This window comes from Chitinophaga dinghuensis, from assembly GCF_003259435.1.
Lineage (GTDB): Bacteria > Bacteroidota > Bacteroidia > Chitinophagales > Chitinophagaceae > Chitinophaga > Chitinophaga dinghuensis.
Genome location: NZ_QLMA01000006.1, coordinates 98,993 through 114,278 on the forward strand (window position 1 = coordinate 98,993; position 15,286 = coordinate 114,278).

Consider the following 15,286-nt stretch of genomic DNA (forward strand, 5'->3'; position numbering starts at 1 on the left):
CCCCTTACGGATATACGTAAATATTGACCCCTAAATCGAATGTTTATTGTTTTGTATACATAAATCACTTATTTTTCAATATACATTACCATTAATCGGATTATCAAATGATGGAATTGGTTGCAAAAATAAAAGATGTAAGACACTATGGTTACTTACCGGAACAACAGCAATTAGGAGTGCTGAAAAGGAATGGGAAAATGATATTGTACGATCATCGCTTTTCCGTCATCTTAAAAGAACAGGTAAAAAATGCATATGATTTTTTATTTGGTGCAAATGATAAAATTATTGTTGCAGCAAATGATAATACTTTCTTAATTCAATCTCATACAGATGTTCATTCTTCAAAGTATACTATCCATTCATTGAAACATAATCTATCAATTCCCGGAGACAAATCTGAGAACAATTGGTATTTTCTAACGAACGAGGAGGGTAATAAAGGGTATGTGGAGCTAAACAATAACTTTGAGTTTCGCCGATTTCTACCCCTTCCCATGGGTATAACTGGTATTCTTATGATGGTAGACAACGATACTTTTATTTCTACCGGTGAAAATGAATTTGGCTTGTTTTCCTTACAGGATGGCTCCGAAATTTGGCGTATAGATACCGTCAAATTACTAGGTTCCGATAATCCGAGCATTGTTTGGGATATTATTCCTTTGAATGGCAAGCTGTATTTTTATTTGTATGATCATGATAAAATAGATTTTAAAGCTACCTTTTGTATAGATGCAAAGACAGGAAATGTACTGGAGAAATTTGATAGGTTTGGTGGCTATTTACAATTATATCAAAACAAGATATATGCTCCAAGTTGGAAAACGCTAAGCATACTCGATTTAGCCACCGGAAAAACAGAGACATTGGAATTTAATGAGGTCCTTAAGGCTGCTAATCTTAACATTAATGGCCGCAGATGTGTGGTGCAAGATGAATATTTATATTTTGTAGATGGGGCGGGAAGACCTAAGGATCGCCTGGCAATTTTGAATATAGCAACAGGTCAGATTATTTGGGAGTGCAAAATAAAAACCACTGACAATGCGGGTAAATGTATTGGCAAGCTCCATGTGTATGATGGGAGAATATTTGCCCACGCTTCAGATGATACCCTGCACATTTTTGATAAAGAAGGATCTCCTAAAAAGAACAGTTTAATGTCTTTCTTTACGGGGGATTGATCGAACTGGATATGTTTCTAAAAGCTGGAACTACTCGCGCATAAAAAAAGGGGACCATAGTCCCCTTTCTCATTATACCTTGTAATATTGTTCCCAGCCTTTCCTTGGCGGCGGTCCAATCAGCAATTCATTTGCGTGTTTATTATTCGTAATAATTTTCTTCTCCCGATCAAATTGTAATTTCTCACCTGTCCATTGCGCCAGTACGCCAAGACAGAACACCTGACTGAGTGGGCCCGCAATGGCAAATGGAGAGCGTGTCTGTTCTTCTCCTTTACATGCCAACAGGAAGTTCTTAAAGTGGTTAGAAGGACTTTGTGGCACTACCGGAAGTTTGTCTGCCATTGCTTTTGCTTTCTCTTCCGGAATAATAGACAATGTACTGCCGTGTGAACCTCCTTTAAAGGTAAGCTCCTTGCTGTAAATGATCTTACCAGGATTCAGTTTGGAAGGTGCAATAGCCCCATTGCTTGGAGGCGGAATATTTGGATCGAGACCAGAGACGCCATATCCGGCAGGAATTGGAGGCAAATTATCTACGCCATCATACCAGGTGATATCCAGTGCCGGCATATTTCCTCTTTTAGGGAATTTGAAGGCCAGGGTGGAAGACATAGGGTAGAAGAAATTATTATGCCCTGTAAGCTTGATTGGATTTACTTCATACGGTAATCCCAGATCGAGGAACTGATGGGCCGTGTCTATGATATGTGCGCCCCAGTCGCCCAACGCACCCATGCCGAAGTCGAACCAACAACGCCACTGACCATTTACGAAATCTTTGTTGTAAGAATGCCCTTGTGTGGCCATCTGCCATATATCCCAGTCGAGCGTAGCTGGCGCCTGTTCTGCTGGCGGGAACGAAGTGATATTCGGATTCCAGCCATGCCAGCGTCTGGGAGAGTTCATATGAGCCGTGATAGCGGTAACATCTTTAATGATACCCGCTTCTGTCCAGGCCTTAAACTGGAAGTAGTTGGCTTCAGAATGCCCCTGGTTACCCATTTGTGTCACCACTTTTGGATGCTTTTTGGCTGCCTTCATCATCAGTTCCACCTCGTTGAAAGTGCGTGCCATAGGCTTTTCTACATATACATGCTTGCCCAGACCTATCGCCATCATCGTAATCGGGAAATGGGAGAAGTCGGGCACCCCAATGGAAACGGCATCAATCTGGTTCCCCATTTTATCGAACATTTGGCGGAAATCCTGGAATCGTGGCACGTTCGGAAACATTTTCATTACTTCCAGGGTATGTGGCGCCCCCATGTCTACGTCGCAAAGAGCGACTACATTTGCCAGTCCAGTTTTGTAGAGCGCTTGGGCGATCTCGCCACCTCTGTTACCAATACCAATGAAGGCAATGTTTACTTTTTCGTTAGGCCCGATCTTACGGGTATATGGCTTTGCAGCAGCCATCAGCAAGCCTGGTGTAGCGGTGGCCAGCGTGGCCAGCGCCGCTTGCTTCAGGAAGTTCCTTCTCGAGTTATTGTGATTCATCGCGTGGATTATTGATTGCATCTCCAAAATATAAAATAGTCTTTGCAATCGAAAGCATAAACTTAAAAAAGAGGAGAATTTTACATGAATGGTGAACGGAATCCATTGATTTGCAACAAACAGGACCTTCGAGGCTCGCCTTTTTGGAACCGAGGCGCCATCCACGGATTTTACACGCAGGTGTAGGAGATAAAAATAGGCTTGGTTTTACTTTTACAGGAAACAAACTATAGCATGAGTAAGTCAATACCGATGTGGATGATAACCATCATATTAGGAGTAGCAGCTTTTAAGGAAATAGATTTTCGTAACCTGGCTTTCAGACATACCGGCCTGGGAATCCTTTATTTGCTGACATTTTGCTTATCCTTAGTCATCATTTTTAATAAAAAGAGATGGGACGACAAGAATGCCAAGAAAACCAATTAGAGGGAATGCTACCTTATTACGCTATATTCAACCTTGAATCATAAACAATCAACCGAATGGAACTAGTTGTCCCCTTTAAGAATTATGAAGATGCCATGGCTACGTTGGATAATGGTGGCCGTTTTTATAACCTCTTTAATCATGCTGATGATCAGATCATCAGTCAGGCCGAAGTAGGTAAAGCTGCCGGCGTATTTATTGGTAAACAACAGGGCATTCTCTTCCTGGAACTGGCTACAAGTGAATTGAGCGAAAGTGCAAGAAAAGATATCTTCTCCAAATTTGATCAGGAACTACAACACAATTATACGCAATATAAACCGGTGCAACTGCTGCCTTCAGAAGTAGGAAGCAAAGGTACCCTCGGGGCCAGTATTATCATCGAAGGCATTCCCCAACTGGTGGATGCAAAAACCGTGTTCAAAGGATACAATATTATCTTGGTGGTGAATACATTGATCCCCGTACCTATTGCTGAATCCTATGATGTTTATGAAATCAAAGATGCAAATACCGGGGATACCTTCATTATTGCTAATTCAAAAGAGAAAAAGAAACTTCCGGAGCAGAAAGTAAAAGTAGGCGGCATTCTGACAGAATTGAATGATAGCAAAGAAAAATTCCTGGAAGTAAATTATTATGTAGTGGAAGACAAATAACCATCTGCTGTTTCAGGGGCTCACTGTAATAAGGGCTAAACCTGATATGCCTTATACAGAAAAGCCGCTTAAATCAAATGATTTAAGCGGCTTTTCTGTTATTAATGTTATTATCTAACATGCAGCAGAAAATACAACGTTAAGTTAATCCTCTACTTCTTATAGAGTAGTAATTTGGCGGGATGAAAAAGCCAATTTTAGTAAGCCTTTTGGCCGTATTGTCCGTATTATTAACTTCCTGGGGAAATGTGGGCCACCAGACCGTCGGGAAAATCGCCGAAGCACATTTGTCAAAGAAAGCAAAAGCTGCTGTGCAAGATCTTTTAGGAGATAAGTCGCTCGCAGATGTAGCCTCCTGGGCGGATGATGTCCGCAACCAGGACGAATTCAAAGAAACCGCCCCCTGGCATTTCTTGAACCTCCCGCTGGGACTCGATCGCCAGACATTTGACACGCAAGTGCAGTCATTAGCTGAACAAAATGTTTTCAGCGCACTTACTCAACTGGAAAAGGAACTGACAGATCCCGCAACACCAAGAGAGAAAAAAATTGCTGCCCTGAAATTCATCGTTCACTTTGTAGGCGACCTGCATCAACCAATGCATATCAGCAGAAAAGAAGACAAAGGCGGTAACACCATCCAGCTCAATTATGAAGGCAAAGGAACCAATTTGCACAGCCTCTGGGATTCTAAACTGATCGCTACACAAGGATTGAACTATGAACAATTTGCTTCGAAATTAGAACGTGTTCGACCTGCTAAAATCAAAAAATGGCAACGCGATCCCATGATGCAATGGCTCTGGGAAAGCTACCAGATCAGCAGTCAGCTATATGCAGAAGTAGATGCCATGAAAGGCCGCAGCATTGGCAAAGAATACTACGAACAACATATCCCGGTTATCAATGAACGTATCCAACAAGCTGGCATTCGTCTGGCCGGTGTGTTGAACGACACGTTTAAATAATATTTCATATCCCTAAATCTAATGCCCTCAGAAAGTATCCTAACTTTTTGGGGGCATTTTTATGAATAGCTATTCCCCAACTTATCTAATCCCCCATCTGAATAGTTGCCGCTATTTTATCAGTCCTGAAGCAATTGTACTTTAAAATAAGAGAATAAAACATTATTGCAAACGATTGCAAAATTCGAAAAATTGATTATTTTGTTATTCGAAGAACCTGTAGTGAACCGCCAAAATCTGATTTGAACCCAGCCCAATATTCCACAATTCCAAAACTATCGTTATGAAAAAAGGATTTCCACGTTTACTATGTCTGATAGCATGTCTGCTATTATATCAATTTTCCCTGGCACAGAAAAGGCCCGTCACTGTAGAGGGAAATGTGCTCGACGACCAGAAAACGCCTTTGGTAGGTGTGACCATCGCGGTAAAAGGGAAGAACACAGGTACCCAGTCTGATCCCAACGGACATTACAAGCTACAGGTAGCCGATCCTGCCAATGCTGTACTGGTATTTACTTTTATCGGATATTCTACCCGGGAAGAACCGTTGAATAATCGTACAGCCGTGTCCGTGATATTGGCAGAAGACCGGAAAAAACTCGAAGAAATTGTGGTAGTCGGCTATGGACAACAGAAGAAGAAAGATGTTACCGGTGCTATTTCCACGGTATCAGCTAAGTCCATTCAGGACGTTCCTGTCACCAACCCACAACAAGCCCTCCAGGGCCGCGCGCCAGGAGTGGAAGTAATCAATAACAGCTCCAAGCCTGGAGATGAACCACAGGTACGCATCCGCGGAAGCCGTTCCCTCAACGCCGGAAATGATCCGCTGTATGTCGTAGATGGAATTCCTTACTCCGGTAGCCTGAATGATATTGGCACCGGCGTTATTCAGTCCATGGATATCTTAAAAGACGCTTCCGCAACAGCGATATATGGCTCCAGAGGCGCCAACGGCGTAATCCTCGTAACCACCCAACGAGGGAAGCAAACAAAACCAGTGGTATCCTACAGCGGCTCCTATGGCATTGTCCATCAGCTGGGCGAAACAGACATGATGGACGCAGCTCACTTCATCAACATGCGCAGGGAAGCAAATCGAACCATCGGAAAATATGATGACACCAACCCCGACGCTTCTGATCAAAAGATCTTTAACGCTGTGGAATATGCCAATATTAAGAAAGGGGTGGATGTCGACTGGCAAAAACTCATGGTGTCGCAAGGAAACCAAACGAACCACAGTGTCAACGTTGCCGGCGGTACGGAAAATACCAGGTATAATGTTGGTCTGGGCTATTTCAAAGACCAGGGCGTACTGAAACTACAGCGCTACGAACGTTACAATTTCAATATCGCCCTCGATCAACGTATAGGCAAAAGGGTTACAGTAGGCGCTTCTTTACTGGGCGCATACAGTCTCCGTAACGGGGAAACCTACAACGGGATCGACAATGCACTGAAAATGCTACCCATCGCTGCACCTTATGATGATAAAGGAAAACTGATCATCTATCCAACCGGCGACAGCCAGCAACCCAATCCATTGCTCGATTATGTAAATGATAACCGGGTGGAACTGATGAAACGACTCCGCATATTCACCAGTTTATACGGCGAAGTGGAAATAATGAATGGCCTGAAGTATCGTCTCAACGTAGGACCAGATATTCAATCCTATAACTATGGCCTTTTCCAGGGAAAGAATAACACTAATCTGCTAATTGGCGGTGGCGATGCTACAGCGACTAAGAACAGTGCATTAGTGGTAGCATATACCATCGAAAACCTTCTTACCTACAACAAACTGATAAAGAAACATAATATCGGCGTAACTGGCCTGTATAGTGTACAACGTCAGACTACAGACGCATTAGGTACTAATGTAAGAGGTATTCCGGTGGAGTCGCAGCAATATTTTAACCTCGGACAAGCCCTGAGTGTAACTGGAATGGGCAGCAGTCTGAGCACATGGACCATCCTGTCTTATATGGGTCGTGTCAACTACGGTTACGACGATCGTTACCTGGTAACGTTGACTTTACGCGCAGATGGCTCTTCCCGCTTTGCACCCGGTCAGAAGTGGGGTTACTTCCCCTCTGTAGCAGTGGGCTGGAACATCATGAATGAAGCGCCTTTCAGACGGCAACATTTCATGGATAACCTGAAACTCCGTGCCAGCTATGGTCGTATAGGCAATACCGGTATTATTCCATATGCTACTCAAGGCTCCCTGCAAAGGATTCCTTACTCCTTCGGAAATAAAGGCGCGCTGGGCTATGTGCCTTTAGATCTGCGTAATCCTTCGCTTACCTGGGAAACCACAACTTCCACAGATATAGGACTCGATTTTGGCTTCTTCAATGGCCGTATCAGCGGTGTAATCGAATGGTATAATCAACATACAACCGACCTCCTCATGCCGCAAACACTCCCATTCAGCAATGGTTTCAACCAGGTGTTGATGAACCTGGGTACAAGTAGAAACAGAGGCCTGGAAATCGGTATATCCGCCACCGTTATCGATCATCCGAATGGTTTCTCCTGGAAAATGGATGTGAACTATTTCCGCAACAGATCCAGAATTCTTTCGCTCGGCGACGGCAGATCCGCTGATATTGGTAATGGCTGGTTTGTAGGACAACCGACTACCGTATACTACGATTTTAAAAAGATAGGCATCTGGCAGGATAAGGATGCGGCATTAGCAGCCAGATATGGCGTAAAACCAGGGGAAATAAGATTGGAAGACGTGAACAAAGACACCGTCATTGATGCCAAAAATGACCGCGTAATTCTCGGGACTCCGGAAGCGAAATGGCAGGCAGGTACTACGCAACGTTTCTCCTATAAAGGGTTTGAATTGTCGGTCGTAGCTTTTGCACGCTGGGGGAGCATGATCAAAAGTGATTTCTACGCTAACTATAATACGTTATTCGGACGTTATAACAACCTGAATGTAAACTATAACACGCCTGCGAATCCTTCTAACGATTTCCCACGGCCCAATGCCAATCAGGAAAGACCCAGCAACTTCCAGTCGCTCAGCTACTTTGACGGTTCGTTCTTCAAGATACGTAACATCAGCCTGGCTTATGCCATGCCGGATAAAGTGATCCGCAATTGGTCTATGTCGGATCTGCGTTTTACTGTCAGTGTAAAACAACCGTTGATCCTGGCGCCTTATCGTCAGAAATGGAAAGGTATTGATCCGGAAGATGTAACCGTAATCGGTATAGATGCACCCGCTACCTGGATGCTGCAATTTGGTATTAATGCTAAGTTTTAATGCACAAAAAGAAAATTATTATGAGATATATAATCCCCGCTATGTTGCTACTGTCGCTAGGTACAGCCTCCTGTAATAAAATGCTGGATGAAAAAGTAGTGACGAATGCAACAGATGATTTTTATAATTCCAAAGCTGGCTTCCTCACTGCTGTAAATGGTTCCTACGTGTCTATGCGTAACTTCTATAGTTCGGAGAGAGGAATGACACTGACAGAAACCGGTACGGATATCATCACCAACGGTTCTGATGGCAACTATAAATTTACCAGTCAATATACCTCCCAGCTGGATTCAAGGTACGACCATGTGAGAGAAGTCTGGAACAGTTTTTACCAGACACTCAATACCTGTAATGTGGTGATCACCCGGGCGGATAAAATCACTGACCTCGATGATGCTTCCAAAAAGAAAGGTATTGCAGAAGCTAAATTCTGCCGCGCACAATACCATTTCTTACTAATGGAGATGTTTGGCCCTATTCCATTAAGCCTGAAGGAGAATACCGCCATCCTCCGGGAAGCGCACCGCGACTCCGTTTCGGCGGTTTATGATGCTGTTATCAACGACCTGCTCGATGCAGAAAAAGATCTGCCTGATGCACAAACGGAATGGGGACGCGCCACCAAACCTGCGGTGGAACACCTCTTGGCAAGAGTCTATCTCACCAGGGCATCTTCGCCACAGGCAAAGCCTACCGACTATGCGAATGCAGCCAAATATGCGGACATCGTCATAAAAAATTATGGTTTCAGACTACTAGATGATCCAGGCCAGATATGGGCACAAGGCAAAGAGAATAACAGCGAAACCATCTGGGCTGCCCAGTTTACCACCGATCCACTCTACAATTACAGCGATAATAACGCCTGTCGTTTTTTTCTGATGCAATATGACGTACTCGCAGGTATGAAGCGCGATCTTCCCAATGGTACGCCCTGGAAGCGTTTCAGACCTACCAGCTTCCTCCTGGATACGTTGTACAAAGACCGCATCCACGATACCCGTTATGAAAAATTCTTCACCACAGTATGGTTTACCAATGCGCCTACTGCCACACTGAACATGGGCGATACGGCAGTGTATCTACCTGGTTATGATGTATCCGCTGCGGTGATCGCCAGTAAAAAGTATATGATGGTGCCACCACGGTTATATACAGAAAAGCTATATCCTTCGCTGAATAAATTTGCAGACGCCTTACGCCCCGATAACCAGGCCTCCGGTGTAAGACCCTTTATCTCTTTCCGCCTGGCAGAAACCTATCTCATTGAGGCAGAAGCCATGCTAATGCAAGGCGATGCCCAGACAGCCGCCGATCTGGTAAACGTGGTACGTTTAAGGGCAGCGCGTATAGGCGCCACCGATACAGAAACACAAGCAAACCGCACGGCCATGAAAGTAGGTCCTACTGATATGAGCATCGATTTCCTCCTGGATGAAAGAGGCCGGGAACTGGTAGGAGAGCAGTTGCGCTGGTTTGATCTGGTGCGAACCCATAAACTACTCGAAAGAGTACGATTGCATAACAACGAAGCCCGCGCGAATATCAAGCCCACTCATGTGCTGCGCCCTATCCCTCAGGACCAGATCGACAGATCTGTGAATGGATTCGCCCAGAATACCGGCTATTGATATTTTACCATAAAAGTTAATAGCGCCCGATGTATCAATTCATCAGGCGCTATTAAGTTTTATAGAGTCTTGATCTCCATATAAAAGTTCGTACGTTACAATAGGTTGAAGGAAGGATAATCGCGCTAGCTCAACATAAACGCCAGAATAGGCGCACATTTCTCTTGACAGGGTTTGTAATAGGCCCCATGTTTCCAGGTATCCGATTTAGGAGATAATCCCCACCAGAATTCAGCTAAAGCCAAAGGCTCCATTTGATGCTGAAAGGCATATTGTAATAATTTTGGACCGGCGCATTCTCCGGCGCCTGCAGGCGGTTGCTTATAGCCATATTCCGTGAATATCTCCACCATATTCTTAAATACACCTGCCTTATTCCTGAAGTTATATTGCTCTAAAATCCTACGCTGCAATGCATTGGAATGCGTTTTCCGTAAATGCTTTAAATGCTCAATGGCAGATGCATTGCCAATTGCGTCTGTCTGCGCTAGCATAGCAATTTCCTGATTGATGGCCGACAAATGAAGCATTCCAACATTTACAAAACCGCCAACTTGTAGTCCGTCGAAAATGGGAGCTACAAATTTGCTATGATGATTGCCATTGGCCAGTTTACCGGAAAAAGCACAGAGATATCCTATTTCGCCTGCGTTATTTCTTACCACCAGTACGCCAAACATCTTTCCAATGACTGCGCCTGTGCCCTGACTTCCCAAGCCGAAATTATGCTGCCACTCTTGCTGTAATGAGAGGTGTTCCTGCAACTCCGCTGCCGCAATTTCACACAAAGGATGCGTATTATCCTGCAAGTTTAAAGTGAGACCCGTAGCCATCGCATGAGCAACCTGCTGGTCGTTAAACCGGCAGAAGGCAGCATCCGCTTGGGCTTTATTTGTTATAATATGTTGGCATTCAGCTTCTTCGGTAATCATGTACTCGTTTGTGGCATCGGCTTAAGAAGGCGCAAAGTTACGTGAAAATTATAGCTGTTCCGCCATCAGGAACCATTTTATAACGTATTCAATTCATTTCCTGCATGCACTCACTAATAGCATCATAGGTCTTCTGAATTCATTTTTCATGCCTTCAAATTCCCGTAGCATAGCCGGATCAGGGGTGGGTTCTACGATTTGCGTAATAGTGAAACCTTGATGTAACAAACCATTCAGGTAAGTGGTCAATGTATGATGATATTTGGTGACCTGTTCTCCCAGGAACTGCGTTTGTCTTTTTCCTTCGTGGAAATATTGATCTACCGGCCAATGCAGAATATTGCCGTCGGCATCATAACACCAGTCCTGTTTCCCTGCAGCAGTAAAGATGGGATGTTCCACAGAAAAGATAAAATGACCATTGGCAGCAAGACAATGTGCCACTTTTTTGCAGATATCTTCAAAAGATGCGATATAATGGAAAGTGAGGGAGCTGAGAACAATGTCAAAACTGTTCTCCGGAAAATCAATATCCTCAATAGGTTGCTGGATATAAGTGATGCCCGGCATTGCATTCAGCTCTTTTGCTCGGGCCAGCATTTTTGCAGAGATATCAACTCCTGTAACTGCTATCGCGCCCTGCTCCATGGCGTATCTACAATGCCATCCGAAACCGCAACCCAGATCCAGGACTTTCTTGCCACTGAAAGAAGGCAACATTGCCTTCAATGCGTGCCACTCGCCAGCGCCCGCCAGTCCTTTCTGTGAACGATGCATACCGCTGTACTGCTCGAAAAATCTTTTGTCATCATATTTGTTTTCTTTCATCTTTCCAGGATTGATCAATAACGAATGTAATGATTCCTGAGAATAGGCAGCTCCAGGGCGATTAACGTACAGGGATAAACGTATTGATAATCTCCTGGTTGTTATCAGAAATGGAAGAGGTCAACTGCAGATTTTTTCTGGCCTTGAAGATCCTTAGCCCGTCGCCAAGCGCCACTGGAATAGTAAACATATGATACACATCAATCAAATCCTGCTCAATGAGGCTGCTAACAAAAGATGCACCTCCATAAACGATGATGTCTTTACCTGGTTCCTGCTTTAAAGCCTGGACAGTGGCCGCCAGGTCTCCATTGGCTAATTCCACATTCCTGCCGCCAATGCTGGTAAGAGTATGACTGAACACAATTTTACGCATATCTACCATCCGGCGGGCAAGGGCATATTCAGCACTCTCCGGCAGGTTATCTACTACGCCTTCCCAGTATTCCGTAAATCCGGAAGCCATTTTCCTGCCCATTAAAATAGTGTCGCAGGTATCGGCGATTTGGATGATAGGATCTTGACTGGAACCATTAAATATCCAGTCCAGTTCTCCATTAGGACCAGCCACAAATCCATCAATACTGATCTGCACTTGTAATTTTAACTGACGCATATGAGTATAATTTAGAGAGACACGGGGTTGTCTGATTGTTTTTGACATTCCAAAGATGAAAAGAAAAGCCCAATCCGGCAGTGGCTATATGCGACAATTTCAGGGAGTATTTGCGGTGATTCGTCACCAATGGAAAGTTTACTAGATAAGTTTGGGGGAGGTCCAACAAAAGAGTGGATTTGTTCTGCCGCCCCAAAAAGAATGGATGAACGTTACAGACGTTCATCCATTCTTTGCTACAGCTTTCTTGGTAGAATTCTTTTGCTACAGTTAATGCTGCCTCTTCAATTTGCGCTATGGCATAAGATGCCTGTTTTAATGGGAAACATTCAGTATGCCTGAAGGTTCCCGGGAAGATAGCCGTTATGCTTATTCTTCTCCTCTTTCCATTTGATGAACATAATGAACTGCACAAATTCCAGAAACTGGTAGTCCTCCACTAAGGCATCCAGAGAGAGTCCTTCCAGTGATGCGGTTTGCGTAGTGCGGGCCTTGGTAAAACTGTTGAGTTTCTCCTGTAAGGCACTGGTGAGCGACTTCACCAACTCCGGAAAAGCATGGAATGCTTCTTGCATAATGCGCTGACCCTTAGGAGTTTGCTTTAACTCCTGTACCCTTTGATGGGTTAAAGGGGGCAAGCTAATGCCGGTTGGTCTGGAGTTTGGGTCTTTGATCATTTTTCTACTGTGCTTTAGGTCATTCAGGTTAATACGCAGGCGCTTGACGGCCTCTTTCATGAATTAGAGTACAGATTTTGGAAAAGGTTACAACTTGTTACCATTTTTTGTAACTTATTTTCTCCTTAACCTTCAAATACCCGATTGAATGAGTATTATTCAACCTATCGAAACACTTACTGATAACGAACTAATCGCCAGAGTACTGGCAGGAGAGAAGCGGTTGTACGAACAACTGATGCGCCGCCACAATACCAGTCTTTTCCGACTTGGGATGTCTTATCTGAACAATGATATGGATGTGGAGGATGTAATGCAGCTCACCTATATCAATGCTTATCAGCATCTGGCTCAGTTCCGCCAGGAAGCCGCCTTCGGGACCTGGCTCAAAAGAATCCTGATCAATGAGTGCCATCAGCACCTGAAAAAAGGAAAAAAGCTTGCCAGCGAAGACATCTCCACACTGGAAGACCACCAGGATAAAAGCAAAGAAACTCCGGTGGATGCTGTAATAAACAGGGAACTGGGTAAAGTACTGGAGCAGGCATTACTAAGTATTCCCGAAAAATACCGGGCAGTATTTATCCTCCGGGAAATGGAGCAGATGAATGTGGCCGAAACCAGCAAGGCCCTGGATATTTCCAGGGTGAATGTAAAAGTGAGACAAATTCGAGCCAGGATGATGCTCCGCGAACACATCACCAATTTTTACAAAAACGATGTGGTATTTCCATTCCATCTTATCCGCTGCGACAGGATTGTATTCAGCGTATTGGATAAATTGGACATCCGATAAGGACAACCTACTTTCTATAAGAAGACCGGCCACACTTGGTGTGCCGGTCTTTTATTTGTAGCAATACTGCGTAGATTAATTCCCCTTTTCAGCTGCCCCGATTGTGGGATTCAGTGTTGCAGACAACAGTCGCCCAAAGAAATCTTTCCCTCCGTTGTTACTGATGAGCAGCCCGGCTCCGATTGCGGGAGAAGTGGCGGCAATCTTATATCCATCAACAGTATTGATACCGCTTCCTCCGGTTCCTGGCGCTGCCAGTAACGGATTGGAAATAAGACCATTGTTGTCGCTGGCAGCCTGTGGGCCTGGATAATACAGATTGTGATCATAGACGATATTGGCCTGATCATCAAATTGCATTGCAGCAGAGTAGAAGATGTTATTCCGGAACTCCAGCCCAGGATGTACGCCTGTTCCTCCCGCCCGATCCAATACCCCAATCTTCTGATCATTGTAAAAGGTATTGTTATAAATATAGATGGGAACCACTTTCCCATTAGGATGCTCATGTAATTCAAATACCCTGTTCTGGAAGCCGTTCCCATCATTTTGACTGATATTATACCGGACAATCCCATAGGTGAAGTCTGGTCCTGGATCTCCCATATGCAGGAAAAATCCGCCCTCATTATCATGAGAATAATTGTACTGGATAATCGTATATCCCGGTGTACTCAAATCAATGTCGAATGCTTCTGAATCCATAGAGGCATATGGTACAGGATTGGTGAGCCGCGTATAGGCGACCTCGTTATACTGAATGGTCATGTCTTTTCCTCTGCCCCATAAACCCGCCAGTACAATATTCATGTTCACCCCCAGCGTATAGGCGCCTGCATTTAGCACCCGGTTCTTTTCTATCAGTACATTTTTAGCCGTGTAAATGATAATACCCTCCAATGCCGTATTGTTAACTACATTCTGACGGATGACCACATGGTTGTTGTAAAAAGCAGTGTCTTTATTGCTGCCGTCGCCCATCATTATGCCTCTGGATGAGCAACGATCCAGGTTATTACCTTCGATGAGCAAACTATCGAAATAAGCCTGTGTAGCATTAGAACGCACGAAAATGCCCGCCTGCAAATGGCGGTTCGTGATAGGCATGCCCTCCACATCATGTATATTGTTGTTCTTAACCGTTATTCCCGGGTAAACGCCGTTGGTAGCCAGGGCTACATAAATCCCGCACAAAGAAATGTCCGGTGGCCGCACCGCTCTTGGGTGACTGACATCAAAGTTTTCGAATGTTAGGTATTTAGCATCCTGGATCAATACCGCAGATAAGGTGGCATTATTGCCAATGATCTGTGGTTTATCACCTGACCCATAAGCGCCAAAGGTGATCCTGGCGTCACTGGTACCGGAGCTTTTGATGATCAGCGTACCCGTCCAGGAGCCGCCTCTTTTAAATAGGATAGAGTCGCCGGGCTGGAAAGTGACCGCATTCACTTTGCTCAGCGTTTTCCAGGCGGTGGCAGGGGATTTCCCATCGCTGGTGTCCGATCCGTTGTTGTCAATATAGTACTTGGTAGTACTGACAACAGTAGCGCCAGCAGCATGGAAAGGCGGGTCCATCATACCCTTGTAACAAGAGGTACCTAAGATCGCTTGCAGGAATAATACTCCCAGCAGAAAGGGGATTTTCTTGGTTCTTTTCATATGTGGAATTTTTAATGTGGAATGGTTATCGTGAGCCGGCTCAGTCTATGGGGTCAAATCTAGAAGAGTAGGAAGGCCGCTCCAAGTTGAAATGCCTATAAAG

13 protein-coding genes are annotated in these 15,286 nt (G+C 44.5%); 7 read left to right on the forward strand and 6 right to left on the reverse strand.

The window, feature by feature from the left end:
• The first annotated feature begins 107 nt into the window (after positions 1 to 107).
• Positions 108 to 1,190 (forward strand): PQQ-binding-like beta-propeller repeat protein, encoded by a 1,083-nt coding sequence (locus CLV59_RS17995; protein WP_146616233.1) that lies wholly within the window; start codon positions 108 to 110, stop codon positions 1,188 to 1,190.
• Between the two features lie 72 nt (positions 1,191 to 1,262).
• Here CLV59_RS17995 and CLV59_RS18000 read toward each other — a convergent pair whose 3' ends face one another.
• Complete coding sequence (locus CLV59_RS18000; RefSeq protein WP_111593471.1) at positions 1,263 to 2,690, reverse strand: Gfo/Idh/MocA family oxidoreductase; 1,428 nt, start codon at positions 2,688 to 2,690, stop codon at positions 1,263 to 1,265.
• A 234-nt stretch (positions 2,691 to 2,924) separates the two neighbouring features.
• Here CLV59_RS18000 and CLV59_RS18005 point away from each other — a divergent pair, with 234 nt between their 5' ends.
• The 5 genes from CLV59_RS18005 (at position 2,925) to CLV59_RS18025 (ending at position 9,672) form a co-directional block, all read left to right on the forward strand.
• On the forward strand, positions 2,925 to 3,119 hold the full coding sequence (locus CLV59_RS18005) for a hypothetical protein (RefSeq protein WP_111593472.1): 195 nt from the start codon (positions 2,925 to 2,927) through the stop codon (positions 3,117 to 3,119).
• Positions 3,120 to 3,175: 56 nt separating this feature from the next.
• The gene (locus tag CLV59_RS29125) at positions 3,176 to 3,778 is read left to right on the forward strand and encodes a hypothetical protein (RefSeq protein WP_211323945.1); all 603 of its coding nucleotides are present in this window, start codon (positions 3,176 to 3,178) and stop codon (positions 3,776 to 3,778) included.
• Positions 3,779 to 3,960: 182 nt separating this feature from the next.
• A complete protein-coding gene (locus CLV59_RS18015; protein WP_111593473.1) occupies positions 3,961 to 4,746 on the forward strand; it encodes a S1/P1 nuclease in 786 nt (261 codons plus the stop codon).
• 283 nt (positions 4,747 to 5,029) lie between these two features.
• Positions 5,030 to 8,038 (forward strand): SusC/RagA family TonB-linked outer membrane protein, encoded by a 3,009-nt coding sequence (locus tag CLV59_RS18020; RefSeq protein ID WP_111593474.1) that lies wholly within the window; start codon positions 5,030 to 5,032, stop codon positions 8,036 to 8,038.
• Between the two features lie 20 nt (positions 8,039 to 8,058).
• Entirely contained in the window at positions 8,059 to 9,672 is a 1,614-nt protein-coding gene (locus CLV59_RS18025; protein ID WP_170137800.1) for a RagB/SusD family nutrient uptake outer membrane protein, read from the forward strand.
• A 125-nt stretch (positions 9,673 to 9,797) separates the two neighbouring features.
• Here the strand turns inward: CLV59_RS18025 and CLV59_RS18030 are convergent, their stop codons facing one another.
• The 4 genes from CLV59_RS18030 to CLV59_RS18045 all read right to left on the reverse strand — a co-directional run bounded on the left by CLV59_RS18030 (position 9,798) and on the right by CLV59_RS18045 (position 12,785).
• Complete coding sequence (locus tag CLV59_RS18030; protein WP_211323947.1) at positions 9,798 to 10,604, reverse strand: pseudouridylate synthase; 807 nt, start codon at positions 10,602 to 10,604, stop codon at positions 9,798 to 9,800.
• 93 nt (positions 10,605 to 10,697) lie between these two features.
• Positions 10,698 to 11,432, reverse strand: a complete 735-nt coding sequence (locus CLV59_RS18035) for a class I SAM-dependent methyltransferase (protein WP_111593476.1) — start codon at positions 11,430 to 11,432, stop codon at positions 10,698 to 10,700.
• Positions 11,433 to 11,493: 61 nt separating this feature from the next.
• The gene (locus CLV59_RS18040; protein WP_111593477.1) at positions 11,494 to 12,048 is read right to left on the reverse strand and encodes a dihydrofolate reductase family protein; all 555 of its coding nucleotides are present in this window, start codon (positions 12,046 to 12,048) and stop codon (positions 11,494 to 11,496) included.
• A 329-nt stretch (positions 12,049 to 12,377) separates the two neighbouring features.
• Positions 12,378 to 12,785, reverse strand: coding sequence for a hypothetical protein (locus CLV59_RS18045; protein ID WP_111593478.1), 408 nt, complete (start codon positions 12,783 to 12,785; stop codon positions 12,378 to 12,380).
• Positions 12,786 to 12,873: 88 nt separating this feature from the next.
• Here CLV59_RS18045 and CLV59_RS18050 point away from each other — a divergent pair, with 88 nt between their 5' ends.
• Positions 12,874 to 13,521 (forward strand): sigma-70 family RNA polymerase sigma factor, encoded by a 648-nt coding sequence (locus tag CLV59_RS18050; RefSeq protein ID WP_111593479.1) that lies wholly within the window; start codon positions 12,874 to 12,876, stop codon positions 13,519 to 13,521.
• Positions 13,522 to 13,596: 75 nt separating this feature from the next.
• Here CLV59_RS18050 and CLV59_RS18055 read toward each other — a convergent pair whose 3' ends face one another.
• Complete coding sequence (locus CLV59_RS18055) at positions 13,597 to 15,183, reverse strand: right-handed parallel beta-helix repeat-containing protein (RefSeq protein ID WP_111593480.1); 1,587 nt, start codon at positions 15,181 to 15,183, stop codon at positions 13,597 to 13,599.
• Positions 15,184 to 15,286: the final 103 nt, after the last annotated feature.

What these genes read in the sequence shown, in the direction of transcription:
- CLV59_RS29125 (WP_211323945.1), top strand. Translation starts at nt 3,176, where the DNA reads ATGGAACTAGTTGTCCCCTTTAAGAATTATGAAGATGCCATGGCTACG.
- CLV59_RS18030 (WP_211323947.1), bottom strand. Translation starts at nt 10,604, where the DNA reads ATGATTACCGAAGAAGCTGAATGCCAACATATTATAACAAATAAAGCC.
- CLV59_RS18035 (WP_111593476.1), bottom strand. Translation starts at nt 11,432, where the DNA reads ATGAAAGAAAACAAATATGATGACAAAAGATTTTTCGAGCAGTACAGC.
- CLV59_RS18045 (WP_111593478.1), bottom strand. Translation starts at nt 12,785, where the DNA reads ATGAAAGAGGCCGTCAAGCGCCTGCGTATTAACCTGAATGACCTAAAG.
- CLV59_RS17995 (WP_146616233.1), top strand. Translation starts at nt 108, where the DNA reads ATGATGGAATTGGTTGCAAAAATAAAAGATGTAAGACACTATGGTTAC.
- CLV59_RS18050 (WP_111593479.1), top strand. Translation starts at nt 12,874, where the DNA reads ATGAGTATTATTCAACCTATCGAAACACTTACTGATAACGAACTAATC.
- CLV59_RS18055 (WP_111593480.1), bottom strand. Translation starts at nt 15,183, where the DNA reads ATGAAAAGAACCAAGAAAATCCCCTTTCTGCTGGGAGTATTATTCCTG.
- CLV59_RS18040 (WP_111593477.1), bottom strand. Translation starts at nt 12,048, where the DNA reads ATGCGTCAGTTAAAATTACAAGTGCAGATCAGTATTGATGGATTTGTG.
- CLV59_RS18025 (WP_170137800.1), top strand. Translation starts at nt 8,059, where the DNA reads ATGAGATATATAATCCCCGCTATGTTGCTACTGTCGCTAGGTACAGCC.
- CLV59_RS18000 (WP_111593471.1), bottom strand. Translation starts at nt 2,690, where the DNA reads ATGAATCACAATAACTCGAGAAGGAACTTCCTGAAGCAAGCGGCGCTG.
- CLV59_RS18015 (WP_111593473.1), top strand. Translation starts at nt 3,961, where the DNA reads ATGAAAAAGCCAATTTTAGTAAGCCTTTTGGCCGTATTGTCCGTATTA.
- CLV59_RS18005 (WP_111593472.1), top strand. Translation starts at nt 2,925, where the DNA reads ATGAGTAAGTCAATACCGATGTGGATGATAACCATCATATTAGGAGTA.
- CLV59_RS18020 (WP_111593474.1), top strand. Translation starts at nt 5,030, where the DNA reads ATGAAAAAAGGATTTCCACGTTTACTATGTCTGATAGCATGTCTGCTA.